The sequence below is a fragment of the Streptomyces sp. S.PB5 genome (assembly GCF_030403745.1).
In the GTDB taxonomy this organism is placed as follows: Bacteria; Actinomycetota; Actinomycetes; order Streptomycetales; family Streptomycetaceae; genus Streptomyces.
In genome coordinates, this window is sequence record NZ_JAQMWP010000017.1 from 101,319 (window position 1) to 121,671 (window position 20,353).

Consider the following 20,353-nt stretch of genomic DNA (forward strand, 5'->3'; position numbering starts at 1 on the left):
AGAAGGGCCCGGGAGGATCTTTCCTCCCGGGCCCTTCACCCGTCCCGCCGGCGAGGCGGTGGTGCCGTTCAGACCTTGGTCGCGGCGAAGGTCGCCGCCGCGTCGGCGTTCGCGGTGTAGCCGAGGTGGGCGCCGATGTCGGTGCCGCCGTTCTGGCAGACCGGGTCGCCGGACGCGCAGAAGTCGATGGTGCGGCTCTGGTAGGTGCCGGTGACGCTCTTGCCGAGCGCCCGGATCGGGTTGCCGAACAGCAGTACCGCGGCGACCTTCGGTTCGAGCGCCGCGGGAATCGTGGCCACGATGGGGCTGCCGACCAACGCTCCGGCGCTGCTGATCCCGATGGAATTGTCGACGACATTCGCACCCTGCGAATAGCCGACGAGAATGAAACGCTGGTTCGGACAGGACGCGGCCTGGCTGTTCACATGGTTCACCAGGTCCGTGTTGCCCTGTGCCGCCGAGGTGGGGGAAAGGTCCGCGGGATAGTTCACCCGATGGCTGGACAGTGATTTCCCGGTGATTTTCCTCTGCAGCGCGGAATACACCGGGTCACCGACGATGAAGCCGAGTGAGCCCGGCTCGAAGGTGCCGCGGGCCGCGACGACGTCGATGTCCGTGCAGGCCGCGGCCGTTGCCATGGGTGCCGAGACGGTGGCCAGTCCGGCCCCGCCGACGAGCGAGAGCGCGGCGAGGCACAAGCGGATACGCATGGGGGATCCTTCGCGGGTGGGGCGCGTGGCGCGCCTGTGGAAAGGACTTCCCCGAACATATTCGCGTGGTCGGACCGAGTGTTATGGACGGGAATTCAGGAATTCCTCGTCTTTTTGAGCCGAGGTGAGTCGGGTTTTCTAGGCGCTGAACGTGTCGTCGCCCTGCAATTCCTCGGCGCGCAGGGCGAGGATGAGGTCCAGCCGGGTGTCCGGGTCGTGCAGGGCGTCGCCGAACAGCTTCTCCAGCTGGCGCAGGCGGTAGCGGACCGTCTGCGGGTGGACGTGGAGGCGGGTGGCGACATCGGGCACGTTGCTGCCGCTCAGCAGCCACGCCAGCAGCGTCTCGGCGAGCCGTCCGCGCGCCCCCTCCGAGACCTCGTCCAACGGCGCGAGCGCCTGGGACCGGAGCCGGTCGAGCATCGGCTCGTCGCTGTGCAGCAGCAGCGTCGACAGATGGTCGGCGCAGCGCACCACGCCCTGCCGGGGCAGGATGCCGCGCCCCATCAGGCCGAGCGCCCGGGTGGCCCAGTGCAGCGAACGGGCGGCCTCGGCGAGCGGGACCGTCGGGCCGATCGCGGCAGGCCTGCCGCGCAGCGCGAGCGTGAACGCCCGGCCTCCGAAACGGCCGGAACCGTCCGGGTCGGGCAACAGCATCCGCGGCGGCCGGGACGCCATGTCCACCAGCGCCCCGGCGACCGCGAGCGGCCGGTCCTCCTCCCGCTGGTCCGGGGTGGCCGCCAGCGCCACCACCGCGGCCTGCCGGGGCACCGACCACCGGGCGCCGTGCGCCAGGTCCTGCACCGCCTCCGGGGCCGGCGGCCCCTCGCCGAGGAGCAGTCCGAGCAGCCGTCCGCGCCGCCGCTCCAGCTCGTCCCTGCTGCGCAGCCGGGCCTCGGCGTATCCGGCGGCGGCCGCTTCGGCGACCTCGTGCACCGTCCGGAACGCGAGTTCACCGAGCGCGGCCACCACCGAGGAGTCCAGGCCCAGTTCCTCCGTCGTCCGTCCCATCAGCCGCCAGGCGTGCAGCCCGCCGACCCGTATCGCGGACTGGAGAGCGTCCAGGTCGCGGCCCTCCAGTGCCACGCCGCGGCCGAGTTCGTAGTAGGTGGCGGTGATGGCCGCGCCCTGGCCGCGCGGGTCGGCGATGTGGTCGACGAACAGGGTCAGCGCCTGTACGACCCCGGCTCTCAGGTGCCTGTCGTACGTCCCGTCGCCCGGGCGGGCGTACTCCGGGACCTGTCTGCGCACCTCCTTTTCCACCTGGTCGGCGACGGCCTCCAGCTGGTCGCGCAGCAGTCTGGCCAGTTCGGGGGGCACCGGGGCGGCGCGGGGGCCGTCCGGTACGCCGGGCGGCGGGGTGGGGGCGGCCACGACGGACCCTCCTTTCGCCCGGAAGACGCTCACCCGCGGGCTGGTGCCCGTGGGGCGAGGGACAAGTCCTGGGTTGGACGGACGTCCCCTGCGCTCCGTTCCGTGCCCCGACGAGAGCGGCCTCACGCCGGCACCCCCAGCGCACCGGCGAGCATCGGCCACGACGCGGCGAACTCCCGCTTCCAGTAGGCCCAGCTGTGTCCCCCTCCCGCGTAGTAGTGGGTCGTCGCCGGGATACGCAGGCGTGCGAGGGTGTCGGTGAACGCGTGCGCCGACGGCCACAGCGCGCTCTCCAGCGCTTCGGGCAGCCAGTCGCCGCTGCCGCCCACCACTCCGCTGCCGCTGGACACGTACAGCGCGGTGCCGCGCAGTCCCGCCGCCCGGTCCCGCGGGTTGAACTCCCGCCAGGTGAGCAGGTTCAGCAGCGGGTTGCCCCACAGGGACGTCGGCGTCAGGTTCTCGCGGGCGACGATGGCGCTCATCAGGGCGGGCACGCCGGGTGCCCGGGTGTCGAGGATGCCGCTGTACGCGGCCGCCGCCGTGAACGCCCCCGGGTGCCGTGCCGCGTGCGCGATCGCCCCGTAGCCGCCGGTGGACACCCCGGCGACGGCCCGTACCCCGGACGCCCGGTAGTCCCGGGCGAGCAGCGCCGGGACCTCGGCGAGCTGGAAGGTCTCGTAGTCCGCGCCGTTTTGCCAGACGGTGGGTATGCCGGTCGGCCCCGCGTCCGGCATCGCCACGATCAGCTCCCGTCCCTCCGTGAACGCCACGATGTCCGTCTCCCGGGTCCAGGACGTGTAGTCGTCGTGGGCTCCGTGGAGGAGGTACAGCACGGGGTACGTCCGCCGGGGCGCCGTCGCGAACGAGGAGGGGAGGATCAGCCGGACCGGGGCGCTGCGGCCGAGGGCGGCGGAGGGGAGGGCGACGTCGAGGGTCCGGGGGCCGAGCGGGGTGACGGTGGGAGTGGTGGCGGCGGTTGCTGTGGTGACTGGTGCTGTCGTGGCGGTTTTCGCGGTGGCGCTTGTTGTGGTGGCGGCGGCCCGGGCGGTGCTCCGGCCGGCGTCGGTCCGACCGGCGCCGATGCGGCTGCCGGTCGCCCCGGCGGTGCCGGTGGCCGTGGCGCCGAAGAGGGTGGCCAGGCCGGCGGCGGTGGCCGCTCTGGTGACCGCGCGCCGGGACGTTCCGGCGCGGCCGGTCGGCACTGCGGTGGTTCGGTCGGGCATGGCGGCTCTCCTCGGATGGGGTTCAGCGGCGGTCCTTCGCGAGCGTCCGCCGCAGATGGGCGGCGATCTCGTCGACGTGCGGCGGGTCGAGCAGCGACAAGTGGTGTCCCGGGACGCGGACGACGCGGAGGTCGGGGCACACCTCGTCCCAGCCGAGCGATTCGTCGTCCCGTTCGTAGGCGGGGTCGCGCACGGTGTGCGGGGCCGGGTCGGTGGCCCGGTAGAGCAGTACCGGCCCGTCGTGGCGGCCCGGCCGGTGGGCCTCGCCGATCCGCAGGTCCAGATAGGAGGACCGCTGGTGCTCCAGGGCGGCGCGCGGCACGCCGGCCGCCTCGCGCAGGGCCCGCAGCACGGTGTCGATGCGCTCCTCGTCGTCCTGCGTCGCGGCCAACTCGTCGTACGACAGGTTCAGTTCGACCCCGTACGTCTCGGCGGCATGGCGGGCGAAACCGGCGAAGTGGGCGCGGATCCGGTCGCCCGGTGCGGACTCGGCATGCGGGAGCGGCCGTACGGAGTCGATGAGCACCACCAGCTCCACGTCCCGCCCGGTCGCGGTGAGTTGCCGCGCCGTCTCCTGCGCGACGAACCCGCCGAACGACCAACCGCCCAGCAGACAGGGCCCGTCGGGGTGCACGGCGGCCACGGCCTCGGCGTACCGGCGTGCCTTCTCGGCGACGGTGCGGGCCTGCGTGAGCCGCTCCAGTCCGTGCACGGGCCGTTCTCCGCCGAGGCGTTCGACGAGGGGCCGGTAGACGTCGGTCGTGCCTCCGGCGGCGTGGAAGAGGAAGAGCGGGGTGCGGGCACCGGTGGGGTGGAGGGGTCGGAGGGGAGGGTGGGGAAGGTGGCTCTGCGGGGTTCGGTCGGGACGGATCGGGTTCTGCGCTTGCCGGATCCGGGTCGCCGTGTCCTCGACCGTGGTGGCGCCGAGCAGGTCCCGCAGGGGGAGTTCGACGGCGAACTCGCGTTCCAGGGCGGCGCGGATACGGAGGGCCATCAGGGAGTCCAGGCCCAGGTCGGCGAAGGCGGTGGCCGGGGTGATGCGTGCCGTCGCGTGTCCGGTGACGGCGGCGATGTGGTGGCGGAGGCGGGCCGTGACCGTGGAGTCCTCCGCCTCTAGGCCCGCTTCCGCCACCTGGCTGTCGGCGGACGGCCGGTCTGACTCCGGCAGTTGTCTCCCCGCCCCTGCCGCGCCCGCAGATGTCTTCGGCAGGGCTCCCGGCCGCCCGTCCGTCCACCAGTGCCGCGTATGCCGCCAGCGTGGCGCGGGCAGGTCGGTGACGCGCCCCGGCGGCAGTGGCAGCGGGAGGCCGGCGGCGTGGAGCGTGCCGAGGCGGGTGAGGAAGTCGGCGGCGGTGTCGGCGTCGCGGTGGAGGGTGCCGAGGGCGAGGGCGCCGGGGGCGGTGTCCGTGACGGCCCGGGTGAGGACCGGGTGCGGGGAGAGTTCGACGAAGGCGGTGTGGCCGTCGGCGGCGGCCGCGGCGACGGCCCGGTCGAGGCGCACCGGCCGCCGCAGGTTCGCGGCCCAGTGCGCGGCGTCGTAGACGCAAGTGCCGCGCGGGTCGTCCAGCACCGTGGAGTAGACGGGGACTCGGGGGCGGCCGCCTCGGATGTCCGCCAGGGAAGCCGTCAACTCACCGAGCAGCGGCTCCACTTGCGGGGAGTGCCCGGCCCCGGCCACCCGCATGGACCGCGCGACCCGCCCCTCCCTCTCCAGCCGGCGCACGAGCCGGGCGACCGCGGCCTCCTCCCCGGTGACCACCTTCTGGCCCGGGGAGGAGTGCACCGCGACATGTACGTCGGGGAACTCCCCCGCCAGCGCGTCGAGTTCGCCGTCGTCGAGGTCGACCACCGCCATCGCCCCGCCGCGCAGCCCGCTGAGCAGCCGGGCCCGTACGGCGACCACGCGGGCGGCGTCCGAGACCTCCAGCGCGCCCGCGCACACCGCGGCGGCCACCTCGCCCAGGGAGTGGCCGATGACGGCGGCCGGCTCGACGCCGTGCGCCCGCCACAGTTCGGCGAGGGCCAACTGGAGCCCGAAGAGCACGGGTTGGGCGACCTCCAGGCGGTCGAGGCCGCCGCCGGAGGCCAGGTGGCCTGCGAGGGAGAACCCGCACTCGGGGGCCAGTTGTGCGTCCAGTTTCTCCACGGCCGCGGCGAAGGCGGGTTCTTCGCACAGCAGTCGCCGCCCCATGCCGGCCCACTGGCTGCCGTACCCGGAGAAGACCCACACCGGACCGCGGCCGACGAGGTCACGGCCGTCGCCCGTGACGACCCGTGCGTGCGGCCGTCCCGCCGCCAACGCGCCCGCCGCCTCCGCGAGTTCGGCTCGGTCGCGGGCGACGATCGCGGCTCGTAGGGCCCCTCGCCCCGTGCGTCCGGCGAGGGTGCGGGCGACATCGGCGAGGTGGGTGGCGTGTCCCTCGGGTGTGCCGAGCCAGTCCGCCAGCAGGCCCGCGGTGTCGCGGACGCGGGCGGTGTCGGCGTCGGAGAGGAGGTGGAGCCGGGCGGGAGGCTCCTCGGCCGGGGGCGGCAGGAAGGCTCCGGGGCGCCATTCCTCCAGTACCGCATGGGCGTTGGTGCCGCCGAACCCGAATCCGGAGACCCCGGCGGTGGCCGTACCGCCGTACCGGGGCCAGGGCTCGGCCTCCGTGACGACCCGCAGCCGTGGGTCGTCCAGGGCGCTGCCCTCGGCACAGTGCAGGGAGGACGGGACGAGGTCGTGGTGGAGGGCGAGCACTGTCTTCACCAGTCCGGCGATGCCCGCGGCGGACTCCAGATGGCCGAGGTTGCCCTTGACCGAGCCCAGGAGCAGCGGTCGTTCGGGGTCGCGTCCGGCGCCGAGCACGGCGGCGAGCGCGCCCGCCTCGATGGGGTCGCCGAGCGGGGTGCCGGTGCCGTGGGCCTCGACGTGGTCGATATGGGCCGGCAAGAGCCCCGCCCGGGCGTACGCGGTCGTCAACAGGGCTTGCTGGGCGGCCGGGTTGGGCGCGAGGAGGCCGCCCGAGCGGCCGTCGGAGTTGACGGCGGTGGCCCGGATGACGGCGAGGACCCGGTCGCCGTCCCGCTCGGCGTCGGAGAGCCGTTTCAGCAGCACGGCCGCGCAGCCCTCGCCCCGGCCGATGCCGTCGGCGGCCGCCGAGAACGGTTTGCACCGCCCGTCGGGCGCGAGGGCGCCCGCCCGCCGGAACGCGACGGTGACCGTGGGCGAGAGCAGCAGATTGACGCCCGCCGCGATCGCGAGACCGCTCTCGCCGGTGCGCAGGCTGACGCACGCGTGGTGCACGGCGACCAGTGACGACGAGCACGCGGTGTCGACCGCCATGCTCGGCCCGCGCGTGTCGAGGACGTACGCCACCCGGCCCGCCGCGACGCTCAGTGCCCCGCCCGCCGGCGCCCAGGGGTCGACGGCCTCGGGGTCGGCGCCGGTGAGCTGACCGTACTCGGGAGCCGAGACGCCGACGAAGACTCCGGTGCCGGTGCCGGCCAGGGACGCGGCCGGGACGGCGGCGTGGTCGAGGGTCTCCTGGACGACCTCCAGGAGCATCCGCTGCTGCGGGTCCGTCACGGCGGCCTCGCGCGGTGTGATGCGGAAGAAGTCCGCGTCGAACCCGGCGATGTCGTCCAGATAGCCGCCGTACGGGAGGGCGTCGGCGGGCGGGTACGGCGTGAAGTCCCGCCACCGGTCCTCCGGGACGTGCCGGATCGCGTCGACGCCGTCGTGCAGCAGCCGCCAGTAGTCCGCCGGGCCGTGCACTCCCCCCGGCAGCCGGCAGCCGACGCCGATGACCGCGATCGGTTCGGCGGGGTCGGGTGCGGGTGCCGTGACCCCAGGGACCGCACCGGGCACCGGGGCGGGCTCCGCCGCGGCGCCGCACACCCGCGCCACCAGCGCGTCGCCGGTGGGCGCCTCCCACAGCAGGGTCGCCGGCAGTTCGCGGCCCGTCGCCCGGGACAGCTCCCCCGCCAGCGCGACCGCGTCCCGTGAGGACATCCCGAGTTCGGCGAGCGGCAGGTCCATCGGCACGTCCTCGACGGCGATCCCGCTCCAGGCGGCCGCCTTCTCGGCGATCAGCCGCCGCAGTTCGCCTTCTCCCGAGCCCTCACCGTCTCCCGCGCCCACGACTCTCATCCCTCGGCCTCCACCGCGTACGCACCCGCCAGATAGCGCTCCCGGGTCCGCGCCCGCGACACCTTTCCGCTGGAGGTGCGGGGCACGGTGCCCGGCGGGACGAGGACCACGTCGGAGAGCCGCAGCCCGTGCCGGCCGGAGACGGCCGCGCGTACGGCCCGTACCAGGGCCGGTACGTCGATGCCGGCGAGCGGCGCGGTCCGTGCGTGCTCCGCGACGACGACCACCCGCTCCCCGGCGCCGCCCGGTACCCCGAAGGCGGCGAGCCGGTCGCGCCGGACGGCCGGGTGCGCGTCCTGGGCCGTGGCCTCGACGTCCTGCGGGTAGTGGTTGCGTCCGTCGACGACGATGACGTCCTTCAGCCGCCCGGTGACGACCAACTGCCCGTCCAGGACCGTGCCCAGGTCACCGGTGCGCAGCCATGTGCCGGGCCCGGCCGCTCCGTCGGCGAGTTCGGCCCCGAAGACGGACAGGCTCTGTCGCTCCTGGTTGCGGTACCCGCGGCCCACGTTGGGTCCCTGCACCCAGATCTCGCCGACCTGCCCCTCCCCGAGCGCGACCCGCGCCACCGGGTCGACGATCCGCACCCGTTGGCCCGCCGGTCTCCCGCAGCCGGTCAGCAGCACGGCTCTGGGATCGTCGGGCCGCGCGGGCAGGGCCTTCCCGGTGGCCAGGGCGTCGCGGTCGAGCGCGAATCCCCGCAGCGGTGCCCCGGGCCGCGCGGCACTGACGAAGACCGTCGCCTCGGCCAGTCCGTACGACGGACAGTGGGTGTGAGGGACGAGTCCCTGGGCGGCGAACGCGGTGTGGAAGCGGTCGGCGGTGCCGGCGCGGACCGGTTCGCTGCCGTTGATCAGGGCGAAGACGCCGTCCAGCCGCAGCCCGGCCTTCTGTGCCTCGGTGACCGTCGACGCGCAGTAGTCGTAGGCGAAGTTGGGCGCCGCGCTCAGCGCGCGCGGGTGCATGGCCAGCAGCCGCAGCCAGCGCACCGGCTCGTGCAGGAACGCCACGGGGTCCATCAGCACCGACAGCAGTCCCCGCACCACCGGCGCCGCGACGCTCAGCACGAGCCCCATGTCGTGGTAGAGCGGCAGCCAGCCCACACAGGTCACCGGGTGCGTGTCGGCACCGTAGGCGACAAGCGCCTGGCGGGCGTTGGCGACGGCATTGGCGTGGGTGATCTCGACGCCCGCCGGGGTGCGGGTTGAGCCGGAGGTGTACTGGAGATAGGCGACCGCTCCGGCCTCGGGCGTGGCCGGCAGCCGATCGGCGGCGGCATCGGGCACCCGCTCCGCGGCGACGACCTTCACATCCCGGCCCGCACACAACTCCCGTACCCCTGCGAGGGCGTGCGTGCTCGTCACCACGACCGCCGGGTCCGCGTCCGCCAGCACCGCCGACAGCCGGTCGTCCTGGCCGGGCAGTCCGGGCGGATACAGCGGTACGGCGACCAGGCCGGCGGCGAGCGCCCCCAGGAAGGCGGTGACGTAGTCGGTTCCTTGCGGACACAGCAGCGCGACCCGCGCCCCGGGTTCCGCCTCCGCGGCGAGGCGGGCGGCCATGGCCCGCATCCGCTGGTCGAGCCGGCGCCAGGTCAGCGTGCGGTGGACGCCGCGCGAGTCGGGCGCCGGATGGTCGACGAAGGTCAGCGCCCGGCGGTCGGGGGTGGTTTCGGCCCAGTGCCGCACATACTCCGGCAACGTCCGGAAGTCGGGCGCGAGCGGGGGGCGGGGCGTCTCCATGGGGGATGGACTCCTCACGTCGCGGGGACGGCTTGCGGGGAGAAGGGTGGGGGTCGGGAGTGGCGCGCGGTCGGTGGTGGAGCGAGATCGGCCGGTGGCGAAAGGGGGTCGGGTCAGAGAGGGATGTTGCCGTGGCGGCGTTCCGGCATCGGGGCACGCTTGCCGCGCAGGGCCCGCAGGGCGCGGCAGATGTGGGCGCGGGTGTCGCGCGGGGCGATGACGGCGTCGACGTAGCCGCGCTCGGCGGCGAGGTAGGGGGTGCCGTAGGTGCTCTCGTACGCGGTGACCAGGCGGGTGCGCAGGGCCTCGGGGTCGGCCGCGGCGGCGAGTTCGCGGCGGTGCAGGACGCCCACCGCGCCCTCGGCGCCCATGACGGCGATCCGGGCGGTGGGCCAGGCGAGGTTGATGTCGGCGCCCAGGTGCTTGGAGCCCATCACCGCGTACCCGCCGCCGTACGCCTTGCGCACCACCACCGTGACCTTGGGGACGGTCGCCTCGGCGTAGGCGTACAGGAGTTTGGCGCCGCGCCGGATGATGCCGGCCTGCTCCTGGCGGACGCCGGAGAGATAGCCCGGGACGTCGGCGAAGGTCAGCAGGGGGATGCCGAACGCGTCGCAGAACCGTACGAACCGTGCGGCCTTCTCGGAGGCGTCGATGTCGAGGACGCCGGCCGCGTGCAGCGGCTGGTTGGCGACGACACCGACGGCGCTGCCCTCGACGAGGGCCAGGGCGCAGATGATGTTCGGCGCGAACAGCTCCTGGATCTCCAGGAGTTCACCGTCGTCGACGACCGCGCGCAGGATGTCGCGCATGTCGTAGGCCTGTCCGAGCCGGTCCGGCACCAGCGCGTCGAGACACGGTCCGGCGGGTGCGGCCCCGGGCGCGTACTGCGGGGGCCGGTCCAGGTTGTTGGCGGGCAGGTACGACAGCAGGTCCCGTACGGTGTCGAGGGCGTTGACCTCGTCGGCGGCGAGGAAGTGGGCGTTGCCGTTGAGGGTGTTGCTGGTGCGGGCGCCGCCCAGTTCCTCGGCGCTGGTGTGCTCGCCGGTGACCGTCTCGATGACGTCGGGGCCGGTGACGAACATGTGCGAGGCGCCGTCGACCATCACGGTGAAGTCGGTGATGGCGGGCGAGTAGGCGGCTCCGCCGGCGCAGGGGCCGAGGACGACCGAGATCTGCGGGATCACTCCGGACGCCTGTACGTTGCGGCGCACCAGTTCGGCGTAGAGGGCGAGCGAGGTGACGCCTTCCTGGATGCGGGCGCCGCCGCCGTCGTTGAGGCCGATGACCGGGCAGCCCGTCTTGAGGGCGAGGTCCATCAGCGCGAGGGTCTTCTCCCCGAAGGCCTCCCCCATGCTGCCGCCGAAGACCGTGGCGTCCTGGGCGAAGACACAGACCTGCCGGCCGTCGATCGTGCCGAATCCGGTGACCACTCCGTCGCCGTACGGGCGCCCGGCCCCGTCGCCGGTGTCCCGGGCTCGCACGAACAGGCCCGTCTCGGTGAACGAGCCCGCGTCCAGTAAGAGATCGATCCGCTCGCGAGCCCCGTACTCCCCGCGTCTGCGGGGCCCGTTCGGGGCGACCGCCCGCATCCGGCGGTGCTCCAGTGCGGTGATGCGCTCGGTGGTCCGGTCGGCGAGCGCATCACCGCTGGGCCCCGGCCCCCTCTCCTGAACCGGCCTCGTCCTGGCTGTCTCCACCTCTACTGCCATGACCACCTCCGAAATGGCTTTCGAATATGGCAGGGCCGGTGGGGCGAGCCGGGTCCATCACTGTTCTGTTTGCGGAAGATGAGTCCGGCGGGGCAGAGGTTGGTGCGGGGATGACAAGGGCCCGGGCGTCACGGGGCTCAGTAGCTGACCGCGGGCCGGGGCGAGACGCCGGCCGATCACCTCCACGCGCAGGGCCCGGCTTCCGGGCCGTACGTACGGCATCGAGGTCCATGACCGTCACCGGAAGGGCACAACCATGCGTTGTGGCTCGGGAGTATGGCGGTTGCTTGATCCGCGGGTCCTCGGCCCGCTTGGATGCCCTTGGTCCGCGGCGGGTGGCGCGAGAGGTGGGGGCATGGGGCGGTCCTTCGGGTGGCTGCACGACTTCTGGTTGTGTCCGTGCTCGTCGCGGCGGCCGACATCACCTTCACCGCGGCCTCCGGCGCCTGCCTGAAGGCCCTGGTGCCTCCCGGGACCTGCTGGTCGCAGGCAGCCGGTTCGAGGCCACCTCATGGACGGCCACCATGATCGGACCGACTCTGGGCGGTGCGGCGATCGGTGTGTTCCGGCCCGTGGTGACCGTCGCCGCCGACGCCGTCAGCCATCTGCTGTCGGCGGTGGGGATCCGCGCCATGGGCGGACAGGGCGATGCGCGTCCGGTGCGGACCGCGGCGGAGGGCCGGCCCAAGGCCGGTGACCTTTTCGGCGGCTGGCGGTTCCTCCTCGCCGATCCGGTGCTGCGACCGCTGTTCCTGAACACCGTCCTGGTCAACGCCCTGACCATGCCGGCGGTCCCCCTGCTGACCGTCCTCATGCTCGGCCCTGGCCGGTCGGGCTCGCCTTCGTCGGTCCGGGGCTGCCCGGGCTGCTGCTCGTGATGCTCCTCGAACTCGGAGTGATCACCAGCTGCGCCGTCCACAACCCGGTGCCGGCCACCTGCCGGCTCGACCGCACCCCGCCCGACCGTGTCGCCCGCACGCTCTCGGCCTGGTCCGTCAGCAACAAGCTGACCACGGCCGCCCTCACCGCCGCCCGGGGTCTGCTCGCCGCGGTCACCGGCCCCGTATCGCCCTCGCCGCGGCCGGGGTCCTCCTGCTCGCCACACCGCTTCTGCTCCCGTCGTCCGAGCACGCCCGGCAGCTCACCGCCGCGTGATGAGCCCGCCGCGCACCGCCGTGCGACGAACCCGCCGCGCACCACCGGACGTCGACCCGGTCGTCACTCACAGCCGCACGATGATCAGTGCCGTGTCGTCCGTGGCGCCAGCCTGCGGGAGCAGTTCGAGCAGGACCGCGTCCGCCATGGCCTCCGGGTCGGCCTCCCGGTGGCGGGCGAGGGAGTCCGCGAGGCGTCCGAGGCCGGTCCCGATGTCCTCACGGCGGCGTTCCACCAGGCCGTCGGTGTAGAGCACCAGCGTCGCGCCGTCGCCGAAGACGGTCGACGCCTGGGGACGGGGTCGGGGCCGGCGTCCAGCGGCGGGTCGGTCGCCCCGTCGAGGAACTCCACCTCGCCGTCGGCGTGGACGAGCGCGGGCGGAAGGTGTCCCGCACTGCTGTAGGTGATGGTGCGGGCCTCGAAGTCGATGAACGTGGTGACCGCCGTGGCGCACTCCGCGCCGGGCACCACGTGCGCGTAGCGGCCCAGCACGTCCAGTGCCTGCGCGGGGCCCTCGGCCACCCGTGACGCGGCGCTCAGCGCACTGCGCAGCTGGCCCATCACGCAGGACGCCGCCAGCCCGTGCCCGACGACATCGCCGACCGCGACGCCGATGCGGTCGCCGCCGACCAGGTCCACGACGTCGTACCAGTCGCCGCAGACGTTCAGCGCGCCGACCGCGGGGCGGTAGCGGACGGCCGCGCGGTGGTCCCGTACGAGCCGGGGTGCGGGGAGCATCGCCTCCTGGAGGGCGAGGGCCACCTCGCGCTCCCGGGCGTGGGCCTTGCGCAGCCGCTCGTTGACCTCCTGCAACTCCCGTGCACGGATGTACAGTTCGGCCTCCAGGGCCCGGGCCCGGGTGCCGACCGGGCCGCCGCGGTCGCGGATGAACTCGGTGACCTCCTCCACGCGGTGCACGAGCAGGACGACCTCGCCGTCGGGGCCGAGGACGGGGGCGTTGACCGGACTCCAGTAGCGCTCCTCCCAGCGCTCCGGCTGCTGAAGCGACTGGACGTCGTACCGCTGCACGGCCATCGTGTCCCGCTCGCCGGTGGCCAGGACCCGCTGCAGCGAGGCGGCCAGGTTGCGCATGCCGGAGGCGGCCGGGTCGCCGGGGTTGTCGGGGAAGACGTCGAAGAGGTGGTTGCCGACCAGTTGCCCCCGGCTGCGGCCGGACATGCGCACGAACTCCTCGTTGGCGTCCGCGTACACCAGTCCGGGTGTCAGGACCGCCACCATGCCGGGCAGCGCCTGGAACACCGCCGCGTAGTCGATCTCCGCGTCCGCCATGGCTCTGCCGCCTCACTGCCGATATCGCACCACTTCCCACGATATGGGCCGCGCCGTCCGGGGGGCCTCCCCCGGACCCGGGCACCGGAAATTCGGTTGCCCCCGGCCCGCCGTCGCCCACTAGATTCCGCGCATGGCAGACATCCAGGGCTCGTACGACGATCTGTTCACCGCTGTGCCGAACGCGCTGGCCGCCTTCCTGGACGCCGGGGACGTCGGCGGTTCGGCCGCGGTCTTCGTGGACGGCGAGCCCGTGGTCGACGTGTGGGGCGGTTTCGCGGACGCGGACCGCAGCGTGCCGTGGCAGCGGGACACCGTCGCCAACGTCTTCTCCGTCACCAAGACGATGACGGCCCTGTCCGCGCTGATCCTCGCGGACCGGGGCGAGCTCGACGTGGACGCGCCGGTCTCCCGTCACTGGCCGGAGTTCGCGGCGGCGGGCAAGGAGAAGGTGCTCGTACGGCATCTGCTCTCGCACACCGCGGGTCTGCCGGACTACGACGGCCCGGTCGCGGAGCTGTACGACTGGCCGTCCGTGACGTCCCGGCTCGCCGCCCTGACCCCGCAGTGGGAACCGGGCACCGCGGCCGGCTACCACTCCCTGACGCAGGGTTTCCTGGTGGGCGAGGTGCTCCGCCGGATCACGGGACGCACCGTGGGCGAGTTCTTCGCCCGGGAGGTGGCCGCACCGCTCGGAGCGGACTTCAGCATCGGCCTGTCCGCGGAACGCGACCACCGTGTGGCCCTCACCGTCCCGCCGCCGGGCCGGGACGAGGACTACGTCGCGGGCGCCCCCGACCAGGACGCGTCACCCTCCACGGCGACCGGCATCCGTCTGCGCGACGGCAACAGCGTGGCCTGGCGCCGCGCCCAGATCCCGGCGGCGAGCGGCTTCGGCAACGCCCGCTCGGTCGCCCGCGCGCAGTCCGTGATGGCCTGCGCGGGCACGGTGTCCGGGGTACGGCTGCTGTCCCCGGCGGGCGTCGAGCGGGCCTTCGAGGAGCAGTACACCGGCGAGGACCGCATCCTGGGCATGCCGGTCAGCTGGGGCCTCGGTTACGGCCGGTTCGGCACCACGTACGGCTGGGGCGGCTGGGGCGGTTCCCTGGTCATGATCGATCCCGGGGCCCGGATGACGGTCGCGTACGTGACCAACCAGATGCGGGAGCCGGAGGCGGACAACCGAGGGCTGGAGCTGGTGATGGCGGCGTACGAGGGCTTGCAGGGGCTGGGCGGCTGATCGCCCCGGGGGCCTGCGAGGCGGACCGTCGCCGACGCCGTGACCGGGGTGCGGCCGCCTGGGGCACCGCAGCCGGCCCGCACGGCCTCGGCGACGGCTCGCTCGGGGCCCGGCCTCGGTCGTGATGCGGGGGGGGGATCACGAGGACAACCGGGACCGTACGACCCGGCCCGCCCCCTCAGCCCCGCCATCGGAGTGCGGCCGCCCCGGGCACCGCAGCCGGCCCGCACGGCCTCGGAGACGGCTCGCTCGGGGCCCGGCCTCGGTCGTGATGCGGGAGGTCCACGAGGACATCCGGGACCGTACGACCCGGCCCGCCCCCTCAGCCCCTGCGCGGTCCACCGGGCCTCGCCGCCTCCCTCACGGCGCACCCCCGAACCCGCGCCCGACCGCACCGCCGGCCGCCCCTGACCGCCTCCGTATCCCGCGAACTCCGCTCCCGACCTCGTCCACCCGGATGCGCCGCAGGCCCCTCCTGGCGCATTCTTGCTGTGTCGCCCGTGCGGCGGCACAGGGACGAGGCAGAGGCCGATGACTGGGAGCGGCGAGGACGCGCACCGGATGCCGGGACGGCTGGCCGCGCTGCTGATCGGTGCCTCGACGGAGGCGATCGCCGCGGCCGGGGGTCATGCCGGTGGCGTCTACCTGCGTTCGAGCACGCCGGGGGTGCTGCGTCTGGCGGTGCTGGCCGGGTTGCCGGGGCCGCTGTTCAGGCCGTGGTGGCGGCTGCACGCCGACCGGCCGTTCCCCGTCGCCGATGCCTACCGGCTGGGCGTGCAGGTCGTGCTGCCGAACGCCACCGAGACGATGCGGCGCTATCCGCAGTTCGCCGCCGGTCTGCCGTTCCAGTTCGGGTCGCTGTACGTGCCCGTCGCCGACGCGTCGACGACGTACGGCGTGCTCAGTGTGCTGCGGCCCGCCGCCGCGGACGCCACCGAGGTGCTCGCCGAGCGGGAGCGGCTGGCGCGGGTCGCGGAGGAACTGGCCCGGCGGCTCGGGAGCCTCAGGGATGCCGGCCCCGTCATCTGGGACGACGAGCCCCTGTGTGTGCGGCCGCCGGCCGCGCACCCGTCGGCGGGCCGGCTCGGCCGCTTCGCCTGGGACCCGGCGACCGGCGTGGTGACCGCGGACGCCCATCTGCACGCCCTGGTGGGGGTCACGCCCACGGACTTCGACGGGACCGCCCGGGCGCTGGCCGAGGCCGTCGCCCCCGACGACGCCGAGCGTGTGCTGGCCGCGCTGCGGGAGGCGGCCGCGAGCACCCCGTCACTGCCGCTGTACGTGCGGGCCGCGGACGGCGGTCTGCGGCTGATGGAGTTCTGGACGCCGGACGCCTCCGCGGCCGGATCGGACGCGCGACCGGTGCGCGGGTTCGTCCTCGATCCCGGGCCGGGTGCGGCCGGTGACGCGGCCGCGGACCTGCTGCCGGAGGGTGTGTTCTGCCTGGACCGGCTCGGGCTGGTGGCGTACGCCAATCCGCGCGCCGCACAGCTGCTGCACCGGCCGCGGGAGGTGCTGCTGGGCCGTCCGCTGTGGGAGGGCGTGCCCTGGCTGAACGAGCCCGACGTCGAGGACCATCTGCGCAGCGCCCTGCTGTCCCCGGACCCGGTGCACCTCCATGTACGACGGCCGCCCGGCCTGGACGCCTCCTACGAGGGCGACTGGCTCGCGCTGTCGGTCTATCCCGGCCCGGACGTGCTGACCTGCACGGTGCAGCCGACGCGCCGGATGCCGGACTCCGCGGAGGCCGACGGCGCCGCCACGTCGTCCCTGGCGCCGCTGTACCGCCCCATCGTCCTCGCCATCGCGCTGACCGAGGCGGTCACCGCCCGTCAGGTGTCCGCCGTGGTGATGAAGGAGCTGCTCCCCGCGTTCGGCGGCCGCCGTCTGGCGCTGTACCTGCTTCAGGACCGGCATCTGTATCTGGCCTGGGAGTCCGGCTTCCCGCCGGGCTTCCTCGCCCCCTTCGACGGGGTGGGACTCGACGCGCATCTGCCCGGCGTCGAGACGCTCACCACCGGCCGCCCGCTGTTCTTCGACTCGATGCAGCAACTCACCGCCGCCTACCCGGGGATCCCGCTGGACGCGACGGAGGGCGCCCGCGCGTTCCTGCCGCTGATCGCCTCCGGGCGCCCCGTCGGCTCCTGCATCCTGGGCTTCGACCGCCCCCGCACCTTCAGCGGCGAGGAGCGCTCGGTGCTCACCGCGCTCGCCGGACTGATCGCCCACGCGATGGAGAAGGCTCAGCGCTACGAGAGCGAGGCCGCGCTGGCCCGGGGCCTCCAACAGGCGCTGCTGCCCCGCCGTCTGACGGACCATCCGCTGGTGGAGACCGCGGGCCGCTATCTGCCCGGCACCCAGGGCATGGAGGTGGGCGGGGACTGGTACGACGTGGTCGAGTCGGGCGACGGTCTGGCCCTGGTCATCGGGGACGTGCAGGGACACGGTGTGCAGGCCGCCGCGACCATGGGCCAACTGCGCACCGCCGTACGGGCGTTCGCGCTCGGTGACCGGCCGCCCGACGAGGTGATGAGCGGCACGAACCACCTCCTCATCGACCTCGACCCCGGGCAGTTCGCCAGCTGCTGCTACATCCGCCTCGATCCGGTCACCGGGCTCGCCCGGGTGGCTCGCGCGGGGCACCCGCCGCCCCTGCTGCGCAACCCGGACGGCAGCACCCGCGTCCTCGACCTGCCCGGCGGGGTCGTGCTCGGCGTGGACCCGGGCGCCCGTTACCCGGTCACGGAGTTGCGGATCGAGCCCGGCGCCGTCCTGGCGCTCTACACCGACGGGCTGGTGGAGCGGCCCGGCGGTGACATCGACGACGGCATCAGCGCCCTGCGGGTGGCCCTCGCCCGCGCCGGGACCCCCACGGCACGGCTCGCGGGCATCGCCGACCGGCTCACCACGGCGGCCCGGCACGCCGCCGACCGCCCTGACGACATCGCCCTGTTGCTCGCCACCCGCAGGAGACCGCGTTGAGACGACGTGAACAACCTGTCACGGTGTGTGACGCCTCTCGCCTCCTGGGGCCGTGCAGTGTAGACATGGCACATGGTCCGACTCTCGCAACGTGACGCAGACCGGTCGCGGCGCGGGCGAGTCGCCGGGGTGCGGTCGGCGCTGGGCGGACGCAGCGTCGCCGGACAGGTGTTCGTCTCCCAGGTCGTGATCGTGCTGCTGCTGGTCGTGGCCGCGGTGGTGGCGCTGGTGCTGCAGGTGCGGCACGACAGCACGACGGAGGCCCGCAACCGCTCGGTCGCCGTCGCCGAGGCGTTCGCCAACGCGCCGGGCACCGTCGAGGCCCTGGACGCCCCCGATCCCACCGCCGTGCTGCAACCGCGCGCCGAGGCGGCGCGCAAGGCGACCGGCGTCGACTTCATCGTGGTCCTCAACACCGACGGCATCCGCTACACCCACCCCAAGCCCGACCGCATCGGCAAGAAGTTCGTCGGCAACCTCGCCCCCGCACTGGGCGGCAAGGTGGTCACCGAGGAGATCGACGGGACCATCGGCCGGCTCGTCCAGGCCGTCGTACCGATCAGGGCGCCCGACGGGAAGGTCGTGGGCGCGGTGTCGGCCGGCATCACGACCGAGCACGTGGGCGGCACCGCGGACGAGCAGATGCCGCTGCTGCTGGCCGCCGCGGCCGGCGGACTCGCCCTGGCCATGGCGGGCACGGCCCTGGTCAGCAGACGGCTGCTGCGCCAGACCCACGGGCTCGGTCCGCACGAGATGACCAAGATGTACGAGCACCACGACGCGGTGCTGCACGCCGTGCGCGAGGGCGTGCTCATCGTCGGCGGCGAGGGCCGCCTGCTGCTCGCCAACGACGAGGCGCAGCGGCTGCTGCATCTGCCGGCCGACGCCGAGGGCCGGGACGTGCTCAGCCTCGGGCTCCCCGCCGACACCGCCGAGCTGCTGGCCTCCGGACGGGTCGCCACCGACGAGGTGCACCTGGTCGGCGACCGGCTGCTGGCCGTCAACCAGCGGCCGACCGAGCTGGAGGGCGGCCCGGCCGGCAGCGTGGCCACCCTGCGCGACTCCACCGAGTTGCGGGCCCTGTCCGGGCGTGCCGAGGCGGCCCGCGAGCGCCTCGACATGCTGTACGACGCCGGGGTCGGCATCGGCACCAGCCTGGACGTCACCCGGACCGCCGAGGAGCTGGCGGAGCTCGCCGTGCCCCGGTTCGCGGACTTCGTCACCGTGGACCTCTTCGACGCGGTGCTCAGCGGCGGACAGCCGGAGTCGGGCACCGACCTGCGCCGTACGGCGTTCAGCGGGATCCGCAAGGACGCGCCGCTGTACGCGGTGGGCGAGCGGATGCGGCTCGTCGCGTCCTCCCCGCAGGCACGCTCCCTGCGCTCCGGCCAGGCGGTCCTGGAGGCGCGGCTGGCCGAGTCCCCCGGCTGGCGGGCCCAGGATCTCGAACGGACCGCGCTGGTCCTGCAGTTCGGCATCCACTCGCTGATCGCCGTGCCGCTGCGGGCGGGCGCCCTGGTCCTGGGCGTGGTCAACTTCTGGCGCTCCGAGAAGCCCGCCCCCTTCGACACCGACGAACTCGCCCTGGCGGAGGAGCTGGTGGCGCGGGCCGCGGTCTCCATCGACAACGCCCGCCGCTACACCCGCGAGCACACCATGGCGGTCACGCTCCAGCGCAGTCTGCTGCCGCGCAGCCTGCCCGAGCAGAACGCCCTGGACATCGCCTACCGCTATCTGCCCGCCCAGGCGGGTGTGGGCGGGGACTGGTTCGACGTCCTGCCGCTGTCCGGCGCCCGGGTGGCGCTGGTGGTGGGCGACGTGGTGGGCCACGGGCTGCACGCGGCGGCGACGATGGGGCGGCTGCGCACCGCGGTCCACAACTTCTCCTCGCTCGACCTCCCGCCCGACGAACTCCTGTCCCTCCTGGACGAGTTGGTCGGGCGCATCGACCAGGACGAGACACAGGAGGGCGAGAGCGCCCCGGTCACCGGCGCGACCTGCCTGTACGCCGTGTACGACCCGGTCTCGCGGCGCTGCACCGTCACCCGCGCGGGCCATCCGCCGCCGGCCCTCATCCACCCCGACGGCACCGTGGAGTTCCCGGACGTGCCCGCCGGTCCCCCGCTGGGTCTGGGCGGGCTGCCGTTCGAGACGGCCGACCTCGAACTCGCCGAGGGCAGCCGCCTGGTGCTGTACACGGACGGTCTGGTCGAGGACCGGGAACGCGACATCGACGTGGGCCTGGAACTGCTGCGCGCCGCTCTCGCGCGGGCCGGTGACTCGCCGGAGGACACCTGCCGGGTGGTGCTCGACTCGCGCCTCACCTCGCGGGCGAGCGACGACATCGCGCTGATCGTGGCGCGCACCCGGGCCCTGGCCGAGGACCGGGTCGCCGAGTGGGACGTACCGTCCGATCCGGCGGCCGTGGGACGGGTGCGCGCCGATGTCTCCCGGCGGCTGGCCGGATGGGGCCTGGAGGAGCTGGAGTTCACCACCGAGCTGATCCTGAGCGAGCTGGTGACCAACGCGATCCGCTACGGCGGCGAGCCCATCCGGGTCCGGGTGCTGCGCGACCGGACCCTGATCTGCGAGGTCTTCGACGGCAGCAGCACCTCGCCCCATCTGCGCTACGCGGCGATGACGGACGAGGGCGGCCGCGGCCTGTTCCTGGTCGCGCAGCTCGCCGAGCGCTGGGGCACCCGGTACACGCCCGAGGGCAAGGTCATCTGGGCGGAGCAACCGCTGCCGTAGCGCGCGGCTTGTCGATAGGTACGAACCTTTGACGCGACGGGTGTTCAC

9 protein-coding genes and 2 pseudogenes are annotated in these 20,353 nt (G+C 74.1%); 4 read left to right on the forward strand and 7 right to left on the reverse strand.

What is annotated here, in order from left to right:
* Window positions 1-68: 68 nt before the first annotated feature.
* From PH203_RS36485 to PH203_RS36510, 6 genes are all read right to left on the reverse strand, one after another.
* Window positions 69-710 (reverse strand): cutinase family protein, encoded by a 642-nt coding sequence (locus PH203_RS36485; RefSeq protein WP_289925766.1) that lies wholly within the window; start codon window positions 708-710, stop codon window positions 69-71.
* A 138-nt stretch (window positions 711-848) separates the two neighbouring features.
* On the reverse strand, window positions 849-2,081 hold the full coding sequence (locus PH203_RS36490; protein WP_289925767.1) for a PucR family transcriptional regulator: 1,233 nt from the start codon (window positions 2,079-2,081) through the stop codon (window positions 849-851).
* Window positions 2,082-2,203: 122 nt separating this feature from the next.
* Window positions 2,204-3,304, reverse strand: a complete 1,101-nt coding sequence (locus PH203_RS36495; protein ID WP_289925768.1) for an alpha/beta hydrolase family protein — start codon at window positions 3,302-3,304, stop codon at window positions 2,204-2,206.
* Between the two features lie 22 nt (window positions 3,305-3,326).
* Complete coding sequence (locus PH203_RS36500) at window positions 3,327-7,433, reverse strand: type I polyketide synthase (RefSeq protein ID WP_289925769.1); 4,107 nt, start codon at window positions 7,431-7,433, stop codon at window positions 3,327-3,329.
* Entirely contained in the window at window positions 7,430-9,175 is a 1,746-nt protein-coding gene (locus tag PH203_RS36505) for a fatty acyl-AMP ligase (RefSeq protein WP_289925770.1), read from the reverse strand. The genes PH203_RS36500 and PH203_RS36505 overlap by 4 nt, the downstream gene beginning before the upstream one ends.
* A 113-nt stretch (window positions 9,176-9,288) precedes the next feature.
* Window positions 9,289-10,767 (reverse strand): acyl-CoA carboxylase subunit beta, encoded by a 1,479-nt coding sequence (locus tag PH203_RS36510; RefSeq protein WP_289925902.1) that lies wholly within the window; start codon window positions 10,765-10,767, stop codon window positions 9,289-9,291.
* 501 nt (window positions 10,768-11,268) lie between these two features.
* On the opposite strand from PH203_RS36510, the pseudogene PH203_RS36515 reads away from it, so the two are divergent.
* A pseudogene (locus PH203_RS36515) lies at window positions 11,269-12,042 on the forward strand (MFS transporter); the annotation flags it as partial.
* A 67-nt stretch (window positions 12,043-12,109) separates the two neighbouring features.
* Here the strand turns inward: PH203_RS36515 and PH203_RS36520 are convergent.
* A pseudogene (locus PH203_RS36520) lies at window positions 12,110-13,332 on the reverse strand (SpoIIE family protein phosphatase).
* Window positions 13,333-13,465: 133 nt separating this feature from the next.
* Here PH203_RS36520 and PH203_RS36525 point away from each other — a divergent pair.
* The 3 genes from PH203_RS36525 (at window position 13,466) to PH203_RS36535 (ending at window position 20,305) form a co-directional block, all read left to right on the forward strand.
* Window positions 13,466-14,572 (forward strand): serine hydrolase domain-containing protein, encoded by a 1,107-nt coding sequence (locus PH203_RS36525; RefSeq protein WP_289925771.1) that lies wholly within the window; start codon window positions 13,466-13,468, stop codon window positions 14,570-14,572.
* A 531-nt stretch (window positions 14,573-15,103) separates the two neighbouring features.
* The gene (locus PH203_RS36530) at window positions 15,104-17,554 is read left to right on the forward strand and encodes a SpoIIE family protein phosphatase (RefSeq protein ID WP_289925772.1); all 2,451 of its coding nucleotides are present in this window, start codon (window positions 15,104-15,106) and stop codon (window positions 17,552-17,554) included.
* Window positions 17,555-17,626: 72 nt separating this feature from the next.
* On the forward strand, window positions 17,627-20,305 hold the full coding sequence (locus PH203_RS36535) for a SpoIIE family protein phosphatase/ATP-binding protein (RefSeq protein ID WP_289925773.1): 2,679 nt from the start codon (window positions 17,627-17,629) through the stop codon (window positions 20,303-20,305).
* Window positions 20,306-20,353 lie beyond the last annotated feature (48 nt).